This is a genomic window from Brevundimonas naejangsanensis (assembly GCF_000635915.2).
In the GTDB taxonomy this organism is placed as follows: domain Bacteria; phylum Pseudomonadota; class Alphaproteobacteria; order Caulobacterales; family Caulobacteraceae; genus Brevundimonas; species Brevundimonas sanguinis.
On sequence record NZ_CP015614.1, the window covers coordinates 2,941,578 to 2,962,733 of the forward strand.

A 21,156-nucleotide genomic window follows, 5' to 3' on the forward strand; every position below is an offset into this window, starting at 1 on the left:
CGTTAAAGCAGGCCGGTGGTGTCGAAGCGGAAATCCGGATGGTAGGGACCTGGCAGCTGGCCGCCCCATCGCGAGCCGAATTCCTCGCTCCACACCAGATCGTCGATATAGCTGGATATCCGCTTTTCGTCTTCGGCGATTTCGCCGTCAGGATAGGGCGCGGCTGCGTCGGGCCAGCGCCCGAGCAGGGTCAGGTAGGCCATATCCCGAAACGATTGGACGCCATGGCGTCGATAGTGATTGAGCGCGAACGGCAGCAGCGTCTCTGAGTTGGGGCAGCAGCGCGGCGCACGGACCTCGCTCAGCAATTCTTCAACGCTCAGCGACCGGCTGACCGTGGACAGCGGCGGCATGTCGCCAGCGCCGAAGGTCATCGTTTTCAGAATGCGGCCAGAGACGGCGCAGGCGATCTCGATACGCTCGCCCAGGGCGATGGCCAGGCGCAGACCATGGAGCTCAAACCCGCACCAGCCGCTGCGCAGCCCTTCGGCGGCCGCAACCTCGGAAAAGCCGCCCGCCATGGCAAAGCTAATCGGCGTGTCGTCGGCTGAAAGGCGAAGCAGGCACGGTCCGCCGGATTGCGGCGCGGCGTAACCGAAGATGCGACCGCCCTCGACCACGATGTCGTATGCGGTCACCGGGGCGTGGGAATATTGGGAGCTGCTCATCACTGTTCCTTCACCCAGCGCGCGATTTCTGCATAGCAACGGTCCCATCCGTGCGGTGCGGCCCGTTCCAGAAGATCCGACACCGATTGTCCGGCGGAGCGCGTCTGCGCAGCGCGAAGTTCGGCCGTGCGCAGGGCTTGAGCGAACTCGAACGGTTCAGTCGGGTCGAAGAAGACGCATTGTTCCGGAAATACTTCGGGCATGCTCGAACTGTTGGAGCAAACGGTGACCTTGCCCATGGCGCCGGCTTCCAGAACCGGCAGGCCGAAGCCTTCGAAGAAGGACGGGTAGATGCAGAAGGCGCTGTTCAACATCAGCGCGGTGCGCTCTTCGTTGGAGATGAAGCCGGTGAACAGGATGCGGTCGGCGGCGACGCCGGCGCCCTGCAGCCGGCTCATGAGGCGGCTTTTCTCATCCAGCCAGCCGTCACGACCGACGAAGACGACTTTGAAGCGTGAGGCGAAGCCCGGATCCGTCATCAGGTAGTCGAAGATCAGGCTGCCGTTCTTGCGCGGCTCGAGAGTGCCGATGACGACGACATAGGGCTCAACCGACAGTTCGGGGCGCAACTGCAGGGCGCCGGCGCTCAGCTCGTTCGGTTCGAACTCGCAACCCAGCCGGATGACCGACATTTCAGAGGCTGGTTTGCCGAAATAGGCTTCAACATCGGTCAGGGTGGCGCGCGACACGCAGAACAGGTGGTCGGACGTCTCCACATCCGCACGGATGCGGTTGGCGAAGTGGAAGATGTTGTCGGCGTTGTGGAACTGCGGCGTCACGATCGGGCTGAGGTCGTGAATGATGGCCGCTTCCTTCCCGAAATAGCGTCGGACCGGTTTGATGTTCGGGAAAATCGCGACCATCTCGGCCGCGTCGGCCTGGGCGATCGGAGGCACGTCCCAGACGAGTTGAGACAGGGCGTCCAGTCCACCGGCGCCGGAACGCTGGCGTAGAAATTTCACCACCAGTTCGCGGGGCAGCGGGACGGTTTCATGGGTGAAGACCCAGTCGATGCTCTGATCGTCCAGCGCATGACGAACCAAGGCGGCCACGACGTTGGGAATGCCGGTCCAGTGCTCCTCGAACAGGGCGCCGACATCGAGGACTGCCTTACGCGTCATGTTGGGACTCCCCGGCCTTCAACTGTTCAACCGTGTTCCAGAACCGTTCCGCGAAGGGTGCGAGGCCGAACTGGCTGCGGACCTCTTCGAAGGCGGCCGAAGATCTGTGGGCGTAGTCGGCCTCCTCCAGCGTCACGGCGCGCTCCAGAGAGGCGCGGACGTCTTCGGCGGAGACATAGTTGGTGTCCGTTCCGAACATGCGGTAGCGGGCGGTCAGGCGGATATCCAAGGGGCGACGTTCGGACGGGATGACGATGGCGTCGTTTTCGGAAATATAGTCGCTCATGGCGGTGTGATTGACCGTCACCGGCACCACGCCTCGGCCCATGGCCTCGATCAGCGGCAGGTTCTGTCCTTCGGCATAGGAGGTGCAGACGTAATAGGTCGCCGCATCATACAGCCGGTTCAGTTCGTTGCGCGTCAGCACGGAGTCGGTCAGCCAGATGCGGTCGCTCACCATCGGCGGGATCAGGCGCCCGGCGTCGGAAATCTGCTCTTCCATCAGGATGCGGTTGGCCAGGCGCTTGGCCCGGTGAGGCGTCGTCATCTTCAGCAGCAGCAGCGCGTTCGGACGGTGCTCCAGGAACCGCATGAACCCGGTCAGCATGGGCTCGATCTGCTTGCGATAGTCGTGAACGTTGAAGACGCTCAGGAAAATCTCGGGCCGTTCTTCCCCGTCCAGCGAGGACAGGATGGCGGGCAGGGAGGCGGCCTTGGCCCGCGCGGCGTTGTCCAGCATCGGCTGAAGACGCGGCAGGATGCTCAGCGGCTCCCAGTTGACGCCCGCCAGGTCGCGGCCGATGCGCTCCAGTTCACGCAGGTCCGGACGTTGTGAGCGCGGTCGTCGGCTCAGGTTCGACAGCACCGGCGAGGGTACGCGCGTGGCGGGTTTGGTGATCTGGGCGGCGACAGCGTCGGTCGCGTGCTGCGACGTGACCCACAGTTCGTCTGCGACATCCAGCATCTGGGCCTGGTCAGCAAAGGCGTGGTGACTGAAGGCCTCGGTCGGCAGGCGCAGTCGGTCGAACTCCCAGGCGAAGCAGTTGATGTTGTAGGCGCCTTTCAGCACCCGCATCCGCTCCGGCGGATAGAAGCCCAGGTGAATGTTGATCTCGGCGCCCGAGCGCTCACGGATGTCCGAGATGTATTCGGGCTTGTCGATCACCGTGTAATCGACCTCCATCTCCTCGAAGGCCTGGATGAAGCCGCGCATGGCGAAGGAGTAGGAATAGTCGGCGGCGCCCAGGCCGGCCGCAGCCGCTTCCTTGTCGCCCTCTTGGACCTGGCCGCCGGGCACGGACAGGAAGACGCGCAGAGGCGCCTTGGGAGCCTTGGGATTGACGCCCCGGAAAACGAGGGTGTTGTCGATCCGTCGAAGCAGCTTGAGTTCCAGCGCGATCTGGTCCGCAGCCGGATGACCCAAGGCGACGGCGGTCTCGAATTCGCGGGCTGCAGTGTCGAAGTCGCCGCGAATTTTGGCCAGGTGGCCCAATTGCAGAGCCGCTTCGCCCTCGTCGCCCCCCAGTTCTCTCGCCTTGAGGTAAGCCTCGGCGGCGCGGCTGTGGAAGCCCGCTTCCTTCAGGGCGTGACCCTTTTGAATCCAGGCGCCGGGCTTGGTCGGCTCCATGCCGGAGATCTGGCGGCGATAGGCCAGATCCAGCGCCCAATCTCTCTGGGTGCGCGCCTTCTCCGCCTGACGTTTCAACTCCTGTGTCGACTGGCGACGGCCCATCAGCGGCGCGCCTAGTTCGGTGATGCTCCGAACAACGCCCTGAGGCGTCGGCATTTTGTCACTCATGAAGGGCTCCGAGGCGTCTAATGCAGTCAACCGACATCGCGTGCGGCAGACCAAGTCCTGTTCCCGTCGTCAAGATATTTCCTACAAAATATATCGTCGATCTTTCTAGCGTTATCTTGGTAGCGGCGGTCCCGCGCTGAGCGTGTCCTAAATGCGTCTGGATCGACGAAGCGATTGGAGCAGTCTAGAGACGGACCTGTGTGTACGGGGATTGCATGGTGGCAGGGTTGGAAACGGTCGAGGCTGTCTGGAACGAGGAAGACGTTCGAAACCTGTATCGGCTCGCATTGCGTCGTGAAGCCGAGGCGGAAGCTATTGTGCAGGAAATGACGGCATGGCCGTCGGACAGACTGGTACGCACGTTTTTCACCTCGCCCGAGTTCCTTGAACGTCTGGAGCCGGACTTCCAGAAGGGCGAGCGCCCCTGGCGTGAGGAGGAAACTAGTCCCAGCGAGCTTCTGCGGGCTTGGGCCGCGGGGCGTCTGCCGCTGTCGGAAGGGGGGCGGCTCGCCATCGTGCAGGCGAGGTCGTGGACGCGCGTTTACTGGCTCTTGTTCAGCGATCCTCAGTTCAGTCAGGTCGTCGGTCCAGAGTTGATCGGCGGCGCCGAGGTCGTGGCGTGGCTGGAAAAATTCGCCAAAGCCGATGGCCGGATTGAGCAGGTCGACGGGCACGTGATCCGTGGCTGGGCGGTGCGCTTAGATGACATCGCCCAGTCGGCGATCGTGGAAGCCTGGTCCGGCGGCGCCTTGTGTTCCGCGACGACAACCAACTTGTTCCGGCGCGACATCCAAGATCGTTTCGGCGGCGACGGGCGCTTTGGTTTTGAACTCAGCCTACCTGCTGAAATGGCGCGCCGAAATGGCGGCGAGGTCGAGGTCGAAGTCCTGGGCGTCCCGATTGCGCGCGTTCGGTTGCAGCCTGAAGAGCAGGTGCTGGACGATATCGCGGCGGCGGCGCGAGAACTTGGCGAGGTGCGCGCCTTGCTTGAGCGGCTGGAGGCGCGTCTGCCTGCGGCCGAAAGCGGTCTTGCCCAGCCTCTGTCCGACTATGGCGCCTACGCTGCGGCTTGGCGCGATAGCGGCCTGGACGCGGCATCGTCGTCACGGAGAGGTTTGGTCGTGGTGGACGCGGTCGGCGCCCCTCCGCGCGCACTGGATGACACGGTTCGCAGCCTGCTGGCGCAGACGGCGCCGTTGGAGAGGCTGTCCGTCGCTCTCGTCATCGACAGCAGCCAGGCCGCCTTGGCGGAAGACCTGCGTAATCGGTGCAGTTGGCAGGGACTTGGTGGCGTTTCCATCCATCTGGCCGAGCCGTCGGCGCCGGCCCAGCGTCTCATGGCTGCGGTCGAACAGGTAGGCGCACGAGGCGAGTTCTGTCTCTTTGTGCGCGCCGGCGATGACCTCGCCCCCGGCGCGGTGCGCCGGATCGCTGCGCGCATGGACCGAAGCGCCCAGGTGCAGGCTGTCTATTTTGATGAAGATTGCTTTGCGGACGGGCAGCAGGAAATGGACGCCGTTCTGCGCCGCCGCAAGGATCCGGTGTTGAAGCCGGGCTTTGACCGGGACCTGCTGCTTCAGACACCCTATGTCGGTCAACGAGCGGCCTTCAACACTGAAGCTCTCCGCCGATTCAGCTTGGAAGAGGCGGCCGGCGATCATTTTGCTGCTGACCTGATGCTGCGTATCGACGCCGAGGGCGGCGTGATTGATCACGTGGGTCGGGTTCTGTTGAGCCGGTGGCCTGAAGATTCCGGATCCATTTCTTGGCGCCAGGCGGTCGAGTCTCATTTCCGCGCCGAGGGGGCCGTGGCGTCAGATCATGAAGACGAGCTTGGCGCTCGCGTTCCAGGGGCTGTGCGCGTGCGTCGTCGTGCCGATGCGGCGAAGGCCTGCATCATTATTGCGACCCGGGACGCCGTCGACCTGCTGCGGCCTTGCGTGGAGAGCATCTTCGCGATGCGGCCCGCCAATGCGACGCCTTACGAGCTGTTGATCATCGATCATGAAAGCCAGGAGCCTGAGACGCTGGCCTATCTTGCGCAGCTGGAGGCCGCTGGCGATGCGCGTATCATGCCGTATCAGGGCGAATTCAACTGGGCGCTGATGAACAATCTTGCTGCGGCCCAGACAGACGCTGACGTCCTGATCTTCCTCAACAACGACACGGTGGTTCGCACCCGCGACTGGTTGGACGAGCTGGTCAGCCAGGCGCAGCGTCCGAACGTCGGCCTTGTCGGTTGCCGTCTGCTTTACGCAGACGGGACGATCCAGCATGCCGGCTTCGTCGCGCGAGAAGAGGTGTATTCGTTTCTGACCCATGAGGGCGTGGGCGACATGGGTTCGTCGCCGGGTTATCTGGGCCGACATGCCTTGGTGCATGGTTGCGTCGCAGTAACCGGCGCCTGTATCGCCATCCGCGCCGAAACGTTCCGGGAACTGGGCGGCTTCGACTCGGCCGCATTCCCGATCGAAGGGAACGACGTAGACTTGTGCATGCGGGCTCAGGCGCAGGGATTGAAGGTGATCTACGACCCCTTTGCGACCCTCTATCACTTGGAATCAAAGTCTCGCGGCTTCAACACCGACCCTGTGCGCCAGGCCAGGGCTGAGGCGGCGTCGCGGTTGCTGTGGCGCCGCTGGGGCCCGCAATTCAGCCGGGACCCGGGCTTCAATCCGCATTTCGATCGCTTGTCGCGACCCTTCTCTCGGCTGCGGCCGCCGCCGTCCTACGCAGGTTGATGAGCGGGGGGGTCCTGATACTGGGGGCGGGCGGCCAGGTGGGGCGCGCGACCGCAGCCGTTTTGCGCCGCCAGGGCCGCGCTGTGACCGGCCTGACACGAGGCGACCTGGACATCACCGACGAGTCCGCCTTGGACGAGGTCTTCCGCCGTGTTCGTCCCGCGACGGTGATTAACGCCGCAGCCTTCACGGCCGTCGATCGGGCGGAAGCACAACCTTGGCGGGCTGAAGCCGTCAATGGCCTGGCGCCGGGATTGATCGGCGCCTCGGCGCGTCGTCATGGCGCTGCCTTGATCCATCTGTCGACGGATTATGTTTTCGACGGAGAGAAGGGCGCGCCCTATGTCGAAGCCGATACGGCGGCGCCGGTGTCGGTATACGGTCGCAGCAAGCTTGCGGGGGAGGCGGCCGTGCTTCGCTCCGGCGCGGCGGGAGTGATCCTGCGCACGTCCTGGCTGTTGTCTGCAGGGGGGTTCGTCGGGGCTATTCTGTCGCGCGCGCGCTCTGGCGAGGTGTTGCGGGTCGTCGGCGACCAGAAGGGCCGTCCGACTTTGGTCGACGACCTGGCTCAGGCGCTCGCCGCCCTGGCGCACGAGACCCTGCCGCAGGCCGCTGAGGTCTATCACTACGCGGGCGCGACCGATGCGACATGGTTCGAGCTGGCCGACGCCCTCGTCGACGAATGGAGCGGCCGCACCGGCGCCGCCCGGCCTGTGATGACCGGCGTCACCGCCGCGAGTTGGAACGCCCCGGCGCGCCGCCCCTCTGATTCCCGGCTCGACAGCGGGCGCATCGCGGCTGATTTCGGCTTGCTGGGCCGGGATTGGCGCGAGGGCGTTCCCGAACTGGTTGAAGCCTGGTTGAACAAGGAGCCGGACCAATGAAGGGCATCATCCTGGCCGGCGGCGCGGGCTCGCGCCTGCATCCCATGACCACGGCGGTCTCAAAGCAGTTGATGCCGGTCTATGACAAGCCGCTGATCTACTATCCGCTGACGACCCTGATGCTGGCGGGGATCCGCGAGATCCTGATCATCACCACCCCGCGCGACCAGCCCGCCTTCCAGAGCCTGCTGGGCGACGGCGGGCGCTGGGGGCTCGATCTGACCTTCGCGGTGCAGGATCAGCCGCGCGGCTTGGCCGACGCCTATCGCATCGGGGCCGACTTCGTGGACGGCGGCCCCTCGGCCCTGATCCTGGGCGACAACCTGTTTTACGGCCATGAGGCCGGCCGCGTCTTCGCCCGCGCCGCCGACACGCTGGACGCCCGGCGCGGCGCCGTGGTCTTCGCCTATCGCGTGTCCGACCCGCGCCGCTACGGCGTGGTCGAGCTGGACGGGCAGGGCCGCCCCCTGTCCATCGAGGAGAAGCCGGACGACCCCCGCTCCCCCTGGGCGGTGACGGGTCTTTATATCTATGACGGCCAGGCCCCCGAGCTCGCCGCCCGCCTCCAGCCCTCCGCGCGCGGCGAGCTGGAGATCACCGACCTGAACCGCGCCTATCTGGAGCAGGGCCGCCTGGGGGTCGAGCGTCTGGGCCGCGGCTTCGCCTGGCTGGACACCGGCACCCCCGACAGCCTGCTGGACGCCGCCGCCTTCGTGCGCACCCTGGAGCAGCGCCAGGGCTTCAAGATCGCCTGCCCCGAAGAGGTCGCCTGGCGCATGGGTTGGATCGACGCCGCCCAGCTGGCCCGCCTGGCCGAAGGCTTCGGCGGCGCCGATTACGGGGCCTATCTGCGGGGGGTCGCGAACGATGAGGCGCGCTGAGGCGTGGCGGTCGGGTTGCAGCGCAGGCTGGCTGCCTCAGACGCCAGCCCTCAGCGCCCGGTCGCTGAGTTGCTCGGTTCTCAGCGGTCTGCCTTCCTCCCGCCCGGCACGCATCCAGTGTTCGAAGCCGGATGAGAGGTCGCCTCGGCGCACGGCGTCTTCAACGTCGGGATTAGCGTCCAGGTAGCTCAGCTCTGTAAAGTCGTCCGGCGCCAGCCGTGGCGCGGCCTCGCCGAGATAGGCCTGCATGAACTGCTCCATGACGTGGCCGACGATTTGGTCCGAAACGTGCAGGCAGTCGAGGCCGTATGCGAACGTCCGAGGGCTCAGCGTCACGATCTCATAGCTGGGGAAGTAGTCCACGTCCGCGTGACGGGCTTCAAACGCCCCCGCCGCCGCCCGCAACACCGATTTGGACAGGCTGTTCGCCACGGCCACGTCTTGATCTGAGAAAGTGGTTCCCATCGGCACGGGCGACACCGTGACCACCATCTTCATTGCGGGGTTCAGCCGTTTCAGGCGCTCGCGAATCTCCTCCAGGGCGTCCAGATTGTCCTGCGCGTCCGTGATCTCTAGCTGGTAGCGGTCCGGCCGCCGACGCACCTCCCACGGCCCCGGCGCGGCGTTCAGCCGGGTATCGGTCTCCTGGTCGCGCCACACCTCGTTCAGGCCAAGGGTCATCAGGACGACGTCCGCCGCCCTCAGCCGAGGGAAGTATTCGGCCGCCAGCCAGGCCCGCCGCTCCAGGGCCCGTTCCAGCGTCGAACTCTGCAGGCCGGGCGTCAGATGAAGATCGCGCCAGCCGTTGGCCGTTTCCGTCAGGTGCGCTTGCGGGTCGCCGGGCGGCGTTTCCAGCCAGCGAAGCTCCTGCAGCATGGAATGGGTCGTGAATTTGTTGAGAAAGCCGTTGGCGCGCGCCGGCCATTCCGACTTAGGCGACACGACCCTTTTGCTCAGCACGTTCGCGCCGCGATAAATCAAGTGCTCTTCGATATTGCGCGCGAAGCATGAGCCCATGCAGAAAAACCGCGCGTCGCGATCCAGGCCGAAGCGGGGGGTGTGGCTGATCCGCACCGGCTCGCTTTGAAAACGATCTACAGTCGCCGCCCATTGGCTCGCCTCACTGCGCGCCGCGCCGCGCCAGGCCTCATTCCCTTCCACCGTGCGGACCGCCATCGTCTTCTCCTGGGCTGGCCTGCCGCTCATCCAGAGGCCGTCCCGAAACTAGGGGAAGCGCCCCTCCGGACTCAAGCCGGCAGCCGAAACAAGGCGAAAAAGCGAATAAGCTTTACAATAAGTTCCGCTGCTTTCATCTTAAGCGAATCGCGTTGGGTGAATTCTCTCAGCGATACCTGCGTTTATAAAGCGTAAGCAAGAACGCAAAAAACATAGAAAATATAGATGTCGAGTTACGTCGATCCATATCGCCGTCATGCCTTGACGGCGTTCTGATAGCCACGTTAGAAGCAGGTTGCCGTGGCGCAGCCATTCCCCTCACAAGGGTCTGAACTGTGGCCGAAAGGCGCTCACACTTTGGCTACGCCACTCAATTCGTTTCTCTGGGGGACATTCCCGAATGACTAAGAAGCTTCTTCTTGCCGCTGCCGCCGTGTCGGCCATCGGCTTCGCCGGCGCTGCCGGCGCAATGGACATCACGACGGCACGCGTTGCGGGTATCACCGTGTACACGGGCACCACGGCCTCGCCTTACGGTCTGGCTTCGCAAGCCACCGTGCCGGTCGCGGGTCTGTCGACCCCCGCGTCGGGTGTGGGTGTTGAAACCGATCTCGTCGTCTCGCTGAGCGCGGGCGCAGGTGCTCTGGCTCCCGGCAACTATGTGATGACCTTCACCTATACGGGCATCGCTGGTTTCGTGGGTACGCCGCAGCTCCAACTGCAAGGCGCCGCTGGGTGCACGCCCTCGGCGGTGTTGTCGACGGGTGGGACGGCTACCTCGCAGACCGTTTCTTATATCGTCGGCGTGGATGTCGCCTGCACCACCAACCCGACCTTCCGTCTGACTGCGCCGTTCAAGATTTCTGCGGCAAACGCTGTTACGGTTCAGGCTTCGCTGACGCAAGGCGGCCTGCCGGTCGATAACAGCCCTTCGGCCACGCGTACGCTGGTCCAGCCTCGCTCGGCCTATACCGCTTCGGTCAATGGCGCGGTTGACGGAAAGGGCGGCGCTACGGACACTCCCGCCAACGCTGCTGATAACGCCGACTTCCCGACTCAGCTGGCTCTGGGGTCCGGCTCGACTCCGTTCCAAGCGTTCCGCACGGGTGCAGAGTTCGATGCCATTATTGGTGCGCTGGGGTATACTTCGGTTGCAAACACCTACGCCGACCTGTCTAAGACCGCTCTCCCGACGCCGGCTATGGATGTTACGCTGAGCGGTAACTTTGCCGGTCTGACGCCGACGTTGACGACCGATGACACCGGTGCCGGCCCTGTCGCGGCTACGACTGTAACTGCATCGACGGCTACTTTCGCTGCGGTGCCGGCCGGCCGCTACAACGTTGTGGTTGCAGCGACCAGCAGCGCTGCCAACGCTCCGCAACTCGCTGGCGGTGCCTATACGGCCACGTTCTCTTCTGCATCGAGCTCGCCGCTGGCTGCTGGCGCGATCTCTGCGTCGGGCGCGCTGGAGACCATTGGTCTGCAAGGCACCAACTTTGTGGCTCCGTGGGTGCAGTCGGCCAACCCGAACTTCAACACTGTGCTGCGCCTGTCGAACAGCGGCGCGGTCACCGGCCCGGTGACGCTTTCGCTGACCAGCCCCGCTGCCACGCCGACGGCGACGACCTGCGGCGCTGCCCAGCTCGCTAAGCTGGCTTCGATTCCGGCCAACGGCGAGCTGTCCATCAACAGCGCTGACCTGACGACCTGCTTCGGCGCTTTCGCCCGCGGCGACGTTCGCGTCACGGTTCAATCGCAGTCGACCAGCATCACCGCCAAGCTGCGTATCGTGAACCCGGGCAATGTTGTGACCGAGCAGTCGCTCGGCGCGATCTCGACCGGCGTCGCGACCGTCAACTAAGTCCAGGCTCAAACCTGAACTGGGGAAGGGAGGGCTTCGGCCCTCCCTTTTCTTTTGCCTCAGCGGAACGTGAATCCGTCGAATTGACGGTCCATCGGCGTCCCGCGTCAAAAGGAGAGCCGTATGGCCGAGTATAAGAACCAGACCCTGTCGGGCGTCGTCGCCCTGGACAGCAACAGCTTCGACAACATCGACTTCAAGGATGCGGAGCTGACCTACGACGGCGGCCGTCCGCCCGCCTTCAACAACTGCCGCTTCGACAACGCGCGCTTCACCTTCCGCGAATCGGCCGGCAACACCCTGCTGTTCCTGCGCGCGATGGCGCCGGCCCAAACCAATATGCGTGATGTGGTCCTGGGCCTGATGCCGGAACTCAAGGCCTGATCCCTCGCAAGGGTTGCTGATCGGGCGGGATGGGAGCGCTACGGCCGTGATCCCCATATCGTCCCGCCCGGTTCGTGACTATGCTGACGGCGACCCGCATTGCGCCCCCGGATATCCCATTGAGTCTGTCTTCGCCTAACCTCGACCGGCCTCCGATCAGCGCCGCGCCCCGCGCGCCGCGCCTGGGCGACCTGCTGGTCGAGCGCGGCCTGGTGCGCCCGGCCGATGTCGCCAACGCCCTGTCGCTTCAGGCCCAGAACGGCGGCCTGCTGGGGCTGAACCTGGTGCGCCTGGGCGCCCTGTCCGAAGCCCAGCTTCTGGACGTCCTGTCCGAACAACTGAATCTGCCCGTCCTGGCGCCCGAACACGGCCCCGCGCCCGAGCGCGTCCGCGCCTTCATGGACCAGATCGGCTCCCCCCTCGCCTGGTGGGCCGAGCGCGAGGCCGTCGCCTGGCGTGAAGAGGCGCCCGCCGACGACGCCTCCGCCCCCGGCCGCATCCTGTGCGCGGCGGTCCAGCCGCTGGACCCGGCCCTGGCCGAACGCATCGCCCAGTCCAGCCTTGAACCCGTCGCCTTCTTCCTGGCGCCCCGCTCCCTGATCGAGGCCCTGACCGACGACCTCAGCCACGATCAGGCGCCGGGGCTGGACCCCGCCCTGGGCGGCGGCGGCGCCGATGCGGCCCGCCTGCGCGAACTGGCGCAGGAAGCCCCGGTCATCGACTTCGTCAACGCCGTCTTCGCCGAGGCCCTGACCCGCCGCGCCTCGGACGTTCACGTCGAACCCTATGAGGACCGCTTCCTCGTCCGTATGCGGATCGACGGCGTCCTGACCACGGCCCGCAGCGCCCCGCGCTCCAACTTCGACGCCGTCTGCTCGCGCATCAAACTGCTCAGCGGCATGGACATCGGCGAGCGCCGCCTGCCGCAGGACGGCCGCCAGTCGATCCGCGTGTCGGGGCAAGAGGTTGATTTGCGCGTCTCGACCCTGCCGTGCTCGTGGGGCGAATCCATCGTCCTGCGCCTGCTGGGCAAGACCAGCCGCCTGCCGCAGCTGTCCGAACTGGGCGTCAGCCCGCAGCAGGAAGCGGGCTTCCTGCGCCTGGCCGAACATCCCAACGGCGTCTTCCTGATCACCGGCCCGACCGGCTCGGGCAAGACCACGACCATCTATCGCCTGCTGACCCACCTGAACGACGGCGAGCGCAAGATCATCACCGTCGAGGACCCGGTCGAACTGGACCTGCCCGGCGTCATCCAGGTGCGCGTCCGCTCCGAGATCGGCCTGACCTTCGCGGCGGGCCTGCGCTCGATCCTGCGTCAGGACCCGGACGTCATCATGGTCGGCGAGATCCGCGACCCCGAGACGGCGCGCATCGCCGTCCAGGCCGCCCTGACCGGCCACATGGTCATCTCCACCGTCCACACCAATACGGCGCTGGCGGCCATTCCGCGCCTGCTGGACCTGGGGATCGAGGACTATCTGCTGGCCGACGTCCTGCGCGGCGTGGCGGGCCAGCGCCTGATTCGCCGCCTGTGCGAGGACTGCGCCCGCCCCTCGACCTCGGCCGAGGCCGCCGCTCACGAACAGGCCGTCCCGGCCCACCTGCGCGCCGTCGCGGCGGCCGAGCCCGCCCGCTGGATGGAGCCGGTCGGTTGCGCCAAATGCGGCCACAGCGGTTTCCGCGGCCGCCTCGGCGTCTACGAGCTGGTGCCGATGTCGCCGGCCTTGATCGCCGGCCTGCGCGCCTCGGCCGACGAGGATCAACTGACCGACGCCGCCCGCAGCGAAGGCTTCCTCAGCTTCGCCGACGACGCCTTCTTGAAGGCCCGGCGCGGCCAGACCGCCCTGACCGAAGTCCACCGCATCGCCGGAGGCGGCCAGTGAAACCCGCGCCTATAGCCGTCATCGGCATGCACCGTTCAGGCACCTCCTGCCTTGCCGGCTGTCTGGAGGATCTGGGCCTCAGCTTGGGCGAAGTGGTCACCTCCGCGCCTCACAACAAGAAGGGCAACCGCGAGAACCCGCGCTTCTGGCCTGTGCACGACGCCGTCCTGCAGCGTGTCGGCGCCGCCTGGGACGCCCCGCCCGCTGAACCGGTCGTCTGGACGCCGCAGGAGAAGGCCGACCTGAAGGCTGTGCTGGCCGACTACGACGCCCTGCCTCTCCCGTGGGGCTTCAAGGATCCGCGCGCCACCGTTTTGCTCGACGGCTGGTTTGAGATCCTGCCCGACCTGCGATTGATCGGCTCCATCCGTCACCCGCTGGCCGCAGCCGGCTCGTTGACGGCCCGAAACGGCTTTGACCTCGAGCGCGGCCTGTCGATCTGGGCGGGCTATAATCGTGCGCTGTTGCGATGGCGCGATACGATGGTTTTCGATGTCATCGACTATGACGCGCCCGACTACGAGGTTCGCGTGCGTCGATCCGCGCAACGATTAGGACTGGACGCCGCGCGGCCCATGCCTTTTCGCGAGGGCGCGCTCAACCACCAAAAGACCCAAGCCGAGCCGCCGTCCAGCGTCGCTGATCTTTGGGCCCGCCTGCAAGAGATCGCTGCATGAAGCCGCTAGTTTCCATCGTCGTGGTCGGTTTCGACATGGCGCGCGAGCTGCCGCGGACGGTTCGCTCCTTCCTGCCCCCCTATCAGCGCGGGGTGGGCGCGGACCAGATCCAGATCATCATTGCCGACAACGGCTCCGCCGAGCCCGTTCAGCGGGACTGGTTCCCCCAGGACGCAGACGTCACCGTGTTACGCGTAGATGACGGCGGCGTTTCTCCCTGTCGAGCGATCAACCGGGCGGCTTCCTTGGCCCGGGGTGAGTTCATCGGCGTCGTCATCGACGGCGCGCGCATGGCGACGCCGGGCATCGTCGCAGCGGCCCTTGAAGCCGCAAAGGTGCACCCGTCGGCTTTTGTAACTACGCTGGGGTTCCATCTCGGCCCCAAGGTCCAGCAGGTGTCGGTGACCGAAGGCTATGATCGGGATGTGGAGGATCGGCTTCTAGAGGGCATCGGCTGGCCGGCGGACGGCTATCGGCTGTTCGAGATCTGCGCCCTTGGTGAAAGCTATCGCGAGGGGGCGTTTGTCGCCCCGCCAGAGACGACCTTTTTCATCATGAGCAAAGACCGCTTCGACGCGCTCGGCGGTTTTGAGGAGCGGTTCGAAGAATTGGGCGGCGGGTTCGCTAACTATGATTTCTTCGAACGGGCGGTCGACGACGGCGATTCGCCGCTGGTCGCGCTGATCGGCGAGGGGACGTTCCACCAGTTGCACTACGGCGCGACCACCCAAGCTGGCGGGATACGCCGGAGGGTGGCGGCGGACGACCGGACGCTCGGCGAAGTATACGCGCGCGAATACGAATCTCTTCGGGGGCGACCCTATCAGCGTAGCCAGCCCCAGCCGCTCCTGGTGGGTCGCATTACGCATCCCGCCGTGCGCACTCTCTTTTTCCCCCCTTCGGCCTAATGACCGACCAACTGACCTTTCAGTATGAGGCCGCCGGGCGGGACGGGCGGATGGTCAAGGGGATGATCGGCGCTGCGGACGAGGCGGTGGCCATGCGCCGCCTGGCCGCCGACGGCCTGACCGTCGTGCGCATCCGCCCCGCCGCCGCGCCTAAGGCCGAGGGGCGCGAGCGCGGGTTGAAGACCGCCGAGCGGGTGCTGGTCCTGCGGCAGATGGCGCTCATGCTGGAAGCGGGCGTCTCCCTGCTGGAGGCGCTGGACACGGTCGCTCAGGGGATGCAGGCGCGTAAAGGCCGCCGCCAGTTCCAGGCCGCCATCGCCGCCCTGCGCCGCGGCGAATCCCTGGGCGACGCTCTGGAGGAGCACGCGCCGGGCTTTCCCGACTACGTCTACGCCATGGCCCGCGTCGGCGAGGCGTCGGGCCGCATCGCCGAGGTGCTGAAAGAGGCCGCCGAGCAGATGGCCTATGAGGACCGGCTGCAGCGCGACTTCGCCAACGCCATGACCTATCCGGCCTTCCTCTGCTTCGCCGGGGTGGCCGCCGTCGGCTTCATCTTCACCCAGGTCGTGCCGCGCTTCGGCGCCATGATCGGCGACGACCGCGAGAACATCCCCGCCATGTCGCGCTGGGTCCTGCAGGCGGGAGAGTTCGCCAACGCCAACCTGGGCGTGGTGGCGGTGACGGCCGCGCTGGTGATCGCGGCCATCGTCCTGATCGTCAAGAACGCCGCCTTCCGCGAGCGGGCCTATACCGTCGCGCACGGCCTGCCCGTCGTCGGCCCGGTGATCCAGTCGCGCGAGATCGCGTCGTGGGCGCGGCTGACGGCCTTCGCCCTGAACAACGGCGTGCCCCTGCTGTCGGCGGCGGCCCTGTCGCGGGCGGCCGTGCCGATCGGCCCGTTCCGCCAGGGGCTGGACCTGCTGGAAAGCGACCTGAAGGCGGGCATGACCCTGGACGCCTCGCTGGGCGCCCACACCCGGCTGGAGGCGATGGACCTCAGCCTGCTGCGCGCGGGCCAGAAGTCGGGCGCCGTCGGCGCCATGTTCGGCTTCATGGCCGACAACTACGAAGCGCGTCTGCGCGACCGGATGAAGCGGATGACCTCCCTGCTGGAGCCGATGGCCATCGCCGCCATCTCCATCGTCGTCGGCTTCGTCGCCCTGTCGCTCGTTCTGGCCCTGTCGAGCGTCTACGAAGGCGTCGTCTGATGCGAGCGAAGGTGCGGGGGCGTCAGGGGTTCAGCCTGATCGAGGCCCTGGTGGCGCTGGCCATCGCCTCGATGACGCTGATGGCGATCTTCGAACTGCAGATCCAGATGGCGCGCGGTCAACAGCGCGCGGCCCTGGCGATCGAACAGGTGGCGGCTCAGGAGAACGCCCTGGCCCTGACGCGGCATCTCAATCCGATGGCCGAACCCTATGGCCGCATCGCCCTGCCGGGCGGCGACGTCGTCACCTGGTCGGCCGAGGCCAAGAGCGAGCGCCGCACCAACGCGGGCTTCCCATCAGGCGACGGCGCCTTTGAGGTTCAGCTCTATCAGGTCACGGTCGGCGTCGAGCGCCAGGGCGGCCGGTCGCCCGCGCCTCTGGTGTTCGACCGCCTGGGCTGGCGCCGACTGGAGATCGAGGGCTGAGGCTTAGTCCTCGACCGGCTCCGGCGCCTCTTCAATCACATCTTCCACGGGCCCTGTGGCGATCGCCGAGGCGGTGGGCGTGCGGCGGCGCTCTGAGGCGCGGTTCGGTCCGGGCAGGTCGAACCCGACGCCGCGCACCCCATAGCCGACCGAGAAGGGCGTCAGCGTATAGGACCAACCGCGTCCGGTGCGGAAGGCGGCGTTGATGTCGCGCGACAGGCTGTCGGCCATATCGGCCATGTCTTCGTCGCCCCGGATGACATAGGGGGTGATCAGCATCACCAGTTCGGTGCGGTTGCCGCTGACGCTGTTGGTCTGGAAGGCTGAGCCGATCAGGGGGATGTCCTTGATGAAGGGCACGCCGGTGTTGGTCTTGGAGTAGTTGTTGCTGATCAGGCCGCCCAGCACGCCGGTCCAGCCGTCGGTGATCGAGATCTGGGTTGTCAGGCTGCGGTTCAGGATCGGAGGGCTGGCTATGGCCGAGTTCCTGGATTCGCCGACCTCGGAGATTTCCTGACTGATGGTGATGTCGACCCGGTCGCCATAGACGACGGGCTGCAGGTCCAGGATGACGCCGGTCTGGCGGTACTGCACGCTTTGCAGGATGTCGGTGTCGCCCCCGGCCTGATTGTTGGCGGCGCGTTGTGACGTGATGATCGGCACGTCGGTGCCGACCTGGAACCGGGCGGATCCGCCGCTGCGCGCGACCAGTTGCGGCCGTTGCAGGATGTTGACGCGGTTGTTGGACGCCTCGGCCGCCAGATTGGCGCGGAAGTTGTCGCCCTTGAAGGACAGCACCAGACCGCCGCCGCCGATCTTCAGGCCTTCGGTGGACCCGGTCAGCAGGCCGTCGCCGCGCATTTCCGAACCGAACAGATCGACGCCGAGCGAGGTTTTGTCCGTCAGCGTCACCTCGGCGATCATCACCTCGATCACCACCTGGGGCGCCGGGGTGTCCAGCGTGTTGAGCAGATTGCGCAGCTGGGCGAACTCGGTGGCCGTGCCGGTGAAGATGATGCGGTTGCCGATGGGGTCGGTCAGGACGCGGCCGTTCATGAACTGACCTTGCGAACCTTGACCCATCCCGCCCTGGCCGCCGCCGTTCATGCCGCCGGTCGGACGGTTGGCTTCAGAGGCGGGCGGGGCGCCCGGCACGCCGACGGGCGCCTGGGCCTGGGCCATGGTAGGGCTCTGCCCCATGGCCAGCTGGCCCAGAGAGGCGGCGTCGGTGTTCTTGACCTGATAGACGAAGGTCGAGGCCTTGTCCCCGAGGGCGGCGGGCTGATCCAGTGTCTCGACCCAGTAACGCGCGCGCTCCAGCGTTTCGGGATCGCGCGCGAAGATCAGGATCTGGTTCGCCGACGGGAAGGACAGGATGACCAGGGCGCGCCCGGCCAGGGCCTGGCGCGAGACGATATAGCCTTCGGTCGTCAGCGTCTGTTCCAGCGAAGCGGCCAGTTGGTCCGTGCCCCAGAAGGACGGCTCCACCCGCAGCACCTGGGTGCCGGCGAAGCGCGGCTGGTCCAGTTCGCGCAGCGCCCGAACGACCTGGGCGACCTCGCGGCCGGAGCCCGAGATAATCAGGCTGTTGGTCAGGGGATCGGGCGTGATCCGCGCGCCGCCGAGGTTGGGATAGACGTCCTGCAACAGACCTTGCAGGGCGTTGACCTCGATGGTCTGGACCGTGAAGAACTGCACCACGCGGCCGGCCGCGCTGGGCACGGCGCGGCTGCGATTGATGGCGGTTCCCGTCGAGGTCTCGGGCGTGACGCCCACGGTGACGAAGCCGCCGTCGATATAGACCTCGACCCCGTACTGACGCAGCGCCTGCTGGGTCAGGCTGAACAGGGCGCGTTTGCTGATCGCGCCGCCGCTGCCCCCGGCCACGATCTCGGTGCGGTTGGCGACGTCAGGCGACAGGGTGAAGGGGGTCTTCAGCACGCCGCCAAAGACGGTGGCGGCGAACTGCGGAATCGACTGGGGCGACAGATTGGCGTCGACCAGTTCGTCCGATACGAGGCCCGCGATCTGCTCGGGCGTGGCGGGCTGGCGCGTGGCCGCGGGCGGCGCCGGCGGGGCCGGGATGTTCAGCGTGCTGGTCTGCACCCGGGCGCGCCCGTCCGTGGAGGTCTCGCCGCCGATCTGGCCGTCCGTGGACGCACGCTCCAGACGGGCGTCAGGGCGGGTGACGACGCTCTGCATGTCCGGGAAGGCGGCGCATCCGGCCAGAACGATCATCGGCGCCAGAGCCGACGCCGCGCGCAGGGCCGCGCGGGACGCGGGGGCCGTCAGGCTGGCGCGCGGGCGAGAGAAGCGGTCCATGGTCAGCTTCGACATTGCATTGTCCTCGATACTCAACCGAACACCCGCACGACGCGCGTTTCGCGTCCCTTGGTCAGGGTGACGGCGTCAGCGGTGATTTCTTTGATGCGCCAGTCCTCGAACACGGCGCCTTCGGCCAGGGGGGCGACGCCGCCCGCGCCGCTCACCAGGACGTGGCGGGCGCCGGTCGCCGGATCGCGTTCGACCCCGCGCAGGGCGGCGCGGAAAGTCACGGCCACGTCGGGCGGCGGAGGCGGAGGCGGCGGGGGCGGAGGCGGCGGGGGCGGCGGCGGAGGCGGCGGGTCCGACCGCAGGGTCTTCAGAAACGCCACGGCCGCGATCGCGCCTTCGCCGGGCCGCAGGCTCAGTCCCTGCTGTGCGCTCGCGCCGCGCACGACCGCGGGCGGCTCCTCCGGCCGGCCCGGATAGGCGGCGCCGGTCAGATAGGCCAGGATCAGGACCAGCGGCGGCGCCGCCCACAGCAGGGGCTTCACGACGCCGTCTCCGTCTGCGTCAGCCGCACTGGAAAGGCGAGGCGCAGCCACAGCTTGCCGCTGGTCTGGGGCGGGCCGTCCTCGACCATCATCGGCCGGGGCGGCGTCAGCTCATAGCGGAACCCCACGACGCGGAACCCTTCGGGCCACTCGCCCAGCTTGTCGAGGAAGGCGAAGGCGGGGCCCCAGCGCAGGTCGGATTGAACCTCGACGTCCAGCCACTGGGTCGGGCCGATCGCCTCGACCTTGGCGTTGGTGACGATGCGCGCATTGGGCAGGTCGACGGCCGACAGCGCCTCCAGCAGCCGCTGCTCGATCAACACCTGAGCCACGGCCGGATTGGCGGCCTCGAACCCCCAGGCGTTCATGTCTTCCAGCGCCAGGCGATCCGCCGCGCCATCGGCGATCCGCCGCGCCGCCGCCGCCGTCAGTCGGGCCGTGGACTGTTCGCCCAGCGCGTCGATATAGGCGTCGGCCTGGGTCGTTCGGGCCTCCAGCGCGGCGACCGGGGCGTAGAAGGCGACGCCCAGCGCCAGGCCGCCCAGCAGCAGGCGCTCACGCGTGGTGGTGCGCTGCAGACGCTCCTTCAGCGCCTCGATCGACGCGCGCGTCGATGCGACCGTGTCCGCCATGAATCCTTGCAAAATTCGTCGCCCTCGTGCGCGCCAGAGCCCGCAATTCGCATCGACCCCCTATGCGCGCTCAGCTATAGCAACCGCTAAGCGCCCATAACAGCTTAGAAATCCAAAGTGGTCGATCAATGCTTCGTCGTCTGAACCGACTTTACCGCCGTTTTTCGTTTGTCGTGGCCCCGCCGCATCAGCCGCGCAGCCGTCAGGCGCGCGCCGGCTATTCCATGCTCGAGATTCTGGTCGTGCTGGCGATCATCGCCCTGATCGCCGCCGTGGTGGGACCGCGCCTGTTCGCCCAGCTGGACAAGTCCAAGAGCCAGACCGCCCGCCTGCAGATCCGCTCGCTGGAAGCGGCGCTGGAGACCATGCGCATCGACATCGGCCGCCTGCCGAGCGAACAGGAAGGCCTGACCCTGCTGATGAAGGCCGACGCCCAGCAGGTGCCCGGCTGGTCGGGTCCGTATCTGGACAAGGACCTGCCGCCCGACCCGTGGGGCCGCTCCTACATCTATGTGGCGCCGCCCGCGCCCAGCGCCGGCGATCCGGCGCCCGACGCCCGCGCCCGGGTGATCAGCTACGGCGCCGACGGCCAGGAGGGCGGCGAGGGCGTCAACGCTGATGTCTCGTCCGATTCCCCGCGCTGATTTCAGCCGTCGTCCGGGCGGCGCCGTTGATGCGGCGCGCGCGGGCTACAGCCTGATGGAGGTGCTGGTGGTGCTGGCCATCTTCGCCCTCAGCGCCTCCATCATCATGCCCTCGACCTCGCGGATGCTGGACCAGACGGCGGCCCACGCCGTCTTCTTCGAGTTCCAGCGCCAAGTGTCCGACCTACGGCGCGAGGCCAACCGCACCGGCGAGCCGCTGCGCATTATCGACCCCGCCATGCCCGAGCTGGAGGGTGATCGGCGGATCGAGCTGCGCGCCCCGTGGCGCTACACCTTGTCGCCCGCCCTGTCGGTCGCCGAGGGCGGCGGCTGCTCCACCGCCAGCGCCAACCTGATCCACCAGGACCGGGTGGTCATGACCCTGCGCAGCGAGGACGGAACCTGCCGCTTCATTCGCTATCAGGCGGCTGCGTCCTAAGGCG

At 66.8% G+C, this 21,156-nt stretch carries 19 protein-coding genes; 12 read left to right on the plus strand and 7 right to left on the minus strand.

Translation table 11 applies throughout. The features are described from left to right. Positions 1-2 precede the first annotated feature (2 nt). From DA69_RS14010 to DA69_RS14020, 3 genes are read right to left on the minus strand one after another with little or no spacing between them, the layout of a single operon-like run. The gene (locus tag DA69_RS14010) at positions 3-668 is read right to left on the minus strand and encodes a hypothetical protein (protein WP_025978674.1); all 666 of its coding nucleotides are present in this window, start codon (positions 666-668) and stop codon (positions 3-5) included. After that, complete coding sequence (locus DA69_RS14015; protein WP_025978675.1) at positions 668-1,789, minus strand: glycosyltransferase family 4 protein; 1,122 nt, start codon at positions 1,787-1,789, stop codon at positions 668-670. Before DA69_RS14015 ends, DA69_RS14010 begins: the two co-directional genes overlap by 1 nt. After that, positions 1,779-3,587 carry a glycosyltransferase gene (locus DA69_RS14020; protein WP_145915931.1) on the minus strand — a complete coding sequence of 603 codons (1,809 nt, stop codon included), beginning with the start codon at positions 3,585-3,587 and terminating at the stop codon, positions 1,779-1,781. Before DA69_RS14020 ends, DA69_RS14015 begins: the two co-directional genes overlap by 11 nt. 215 nt (positions 3,588-3,802) lie before the next feature. Between DA69_RS14020 and DA69_RS14025 the strand changes: the two genes are divergently transcribed. The 3 genes from DA69_RS14025 to rfbA are packed head-to-tail and all read left to right on the plus strand — an operon-like array spanning position 3,803 to position 8,093. Then, positions 3,803-6,328, plus strand: a complete 2,526-nt coding sequence (locus DA69_RS14025) for a glycosyltransferase (RefSeq protein WP_025978677.1) — start codon at positions 3,803-3,805, stop codon at positions 6,326-6,328. Further along, positions 6,328-7,212: a dTDP-4-dehydrorhamnose reductase gene (rfbD, locus tag DA69_RS14030; protein WP_029972755.1), complete on the plus strand. Its 885-nt coding sequence runs from the start codon at positions 6,328-6,330 to the stop codon at positions 7,210-7,212. Before DA69_RS14025 ends, rfbD begins: the two co-directional genes overlap by 1 nt. Continuing rightward, on the plus strand, positions 7,209-8,093 hold the full coding sequence (rfbA, locus tag DA69_RS14035; protein WP_025978679.1) for a glucose-1-phosphate thymidylyltransferase RfbA: 885 nt from the start codon (positions 7,209-7,211) through the stop codon (positions 8,091-8,093). Before rfbD ends, rfbA begins: the two co-directional genes overlap by 4 nt. Positions 8,094-8,129: 36 nt before the next feature. Here rfbA and DA69_RS14040 read toward each other — a convergent pair whose 3' ends face one another. Then, positions 8,130-9,269, minus strand: a complete 1,140-nt coding sequence (locus DA69_RS14040) for a GSCFA domain-containing protein (protein ID WP_025978680.1) — start codon at positions 9,267-9,269, stop codon at positions 8,130-8,132. 400 nt (positions 9,270-9,669) lie between these two features. Between DA69_RS14040 and DA69_RS14625 the strand changes: the two genes are divergently transcribed. The 7 genes from DA69_RS14625 (at position 9,670) to DA69_RS14075 (ending at position 16,621) form a co-directional block, all read left to right on the plus strand. Continuing rightward, positions 9,670-11,133 (plus strand): hypothetical protein, encoded by a 1,464-nt coding sequence (locus tag DA69_RS14625; protein ID WP_145915869.1) that lies wholly within the window; start codon positions 9,670-9,672, stop codon positions 11,131-11,133. Positions 11,134-11,256: 123 nt separating this feature from the next. Next, entirely contained in the window at positions 11,257-11,517 is a 261-nt protein-coding gene (locus DA69_RS14050; protein ID WP_025978682.1) for a hypothetical protein, read from the plus strand. A gap of 119 nt (positions 11,518-11,636) precedes the next feature. Then, on the plus strand, positions 11,637-13,403 hold the full coding sequence (locus DA69_RS14055; protein WP_025978683.1) for a GspE/PulE family protein: 1,767 nt from the start codon (positions 11,637-11,639) through the stop codon (positions 13,401-13,403). Further along, positions 13,400-14,080: a sulfotransferase family protein gene (locus DA69_RS14630; RefSeq protein ID WP_025978684.1), complete on the plus strand. Its 681-nt coding sequence runs from the start codon at positions 13,400-13,402 to the stop codon at positions 14,078-14,080. Before DA69_RS14055 ends, DA69_RS14630 begins: the two co-directional genes overlap by 4 nt. Next, on the plus strand, positions 14,077-14,988 hold the full coding sequence (locus DA69_RS14065) for a glycosyltransferase family A protein (protein ID WP_025978685.1): 912 nt from the start codon (positions 14,077-14,079) through the stop codon (positions 14,986-14,988). The genes DA69_RS14630 and DA69_RS14065 overlap by 4 nt, the downstream gene beginning before the upstream one ends. Next, positions 14,988-16,196 carry a type II secretion system F family protein gene (locus DA69_RS14070; protein ID WP_025978686.1) on the plus strand — a complete coding sequence of 403 codons (1,209 nt, stop codon included), beginning with the start codon at positions 14,988-14,990 and terminating at the stop codon, positions 16,194-16,196. The genes DA69_RS14065 and DA69_RS14070 overlap by 1 nt, the downstream gene beginning before the upstream one ends. Then, a complete protein-coding gene (locus DA69_RS14075) occupies positions 16,196-16,621 on the plus strand; it encodes a type IV pilus modification PilV family protein (RefSeq protein ID WP_025978687.1) in 426 nt (141 codons plus the stop codon). The genes DA69_RS14070 and DA69_RS14075 overlap by 1 nt, the downstream gene beginning before the upstream one ends. 3 nt (positions 16,622-16,624) lie before the next feature. Here the strand turns inward: DA69_RS14075 and DA69_RS14080 are convergent, their stop codons facing one another. From DA69_RS14080 to DA69_RS14090, 3 genes are read right to left on the minus strand one after another with little or no spacing between them, the layout of a single operon-like run. Then, complete coding sequence (locus DA69_RS14080) at positions 16,625-18,958, minus strand: secretin N-terminal domain-containing protein (RefSeq protein ID WP_025978688.1); 2,334 nt, start codon at positions 18,956-18,958, stop codon at positions 16,625-16,627. Positions 18,959-18,975: 17 nt separating this feature from the next. Further along, positions 18,976-19,437 (minus strand): hypothetical protein, encoded by a 462-nt coding sequence (locus DA69_RS14765; protein WP_025978689.1) that lies wholly within the window; start codon positions 19,435-19,437, stop codon positions 18,976-18,978. Then, positions 19,434-20,069, minus strand: coding sequence for a hypothetical protein (locus tag DA69_RS14090; RefSeq protein WP_025978690.1), 636 nt, complete (start codon positions 20,067-20,069; stop codon positions 19,434-19,436). Before DA69_RS14090 ends, DA69_RS14765 begins: the two co-directional genes overlap by 4 nt. A 128-nt stretch (positions 20,070-20,197) precedes the next feature. Between DA69_RS14090 and gspG the strand changes: the two genes are divergently transcribed. Next, complete coding sequence (gene gspG / locus DA69_RS14095; protein WP_025978691.1) at positions 20,198-20,713, plus strand: type II secretion system major pseudopilin GspG; 516 nt, start codon at positions 20,198-20,200, stop codon at positions 20,711-20,713. Continuing rightward, positions 20,688-21,152 (plus strand): pilus assembly FimT family protein, encoded by a 465-nt coding sequence (locus tag DA69_RS14100; RefSeq protein ID WP_025978692.1) that lies wholly within the window; start codon positions 20,688-20,690, stop codon positions 21,150-21,152. The genes gspG and DA69_RS14100 overlap by 26 nt, the downstream gene beginning before the upstream one ends. Positions 21,153-21,156 lie beyond the last annotated feature (4 nt).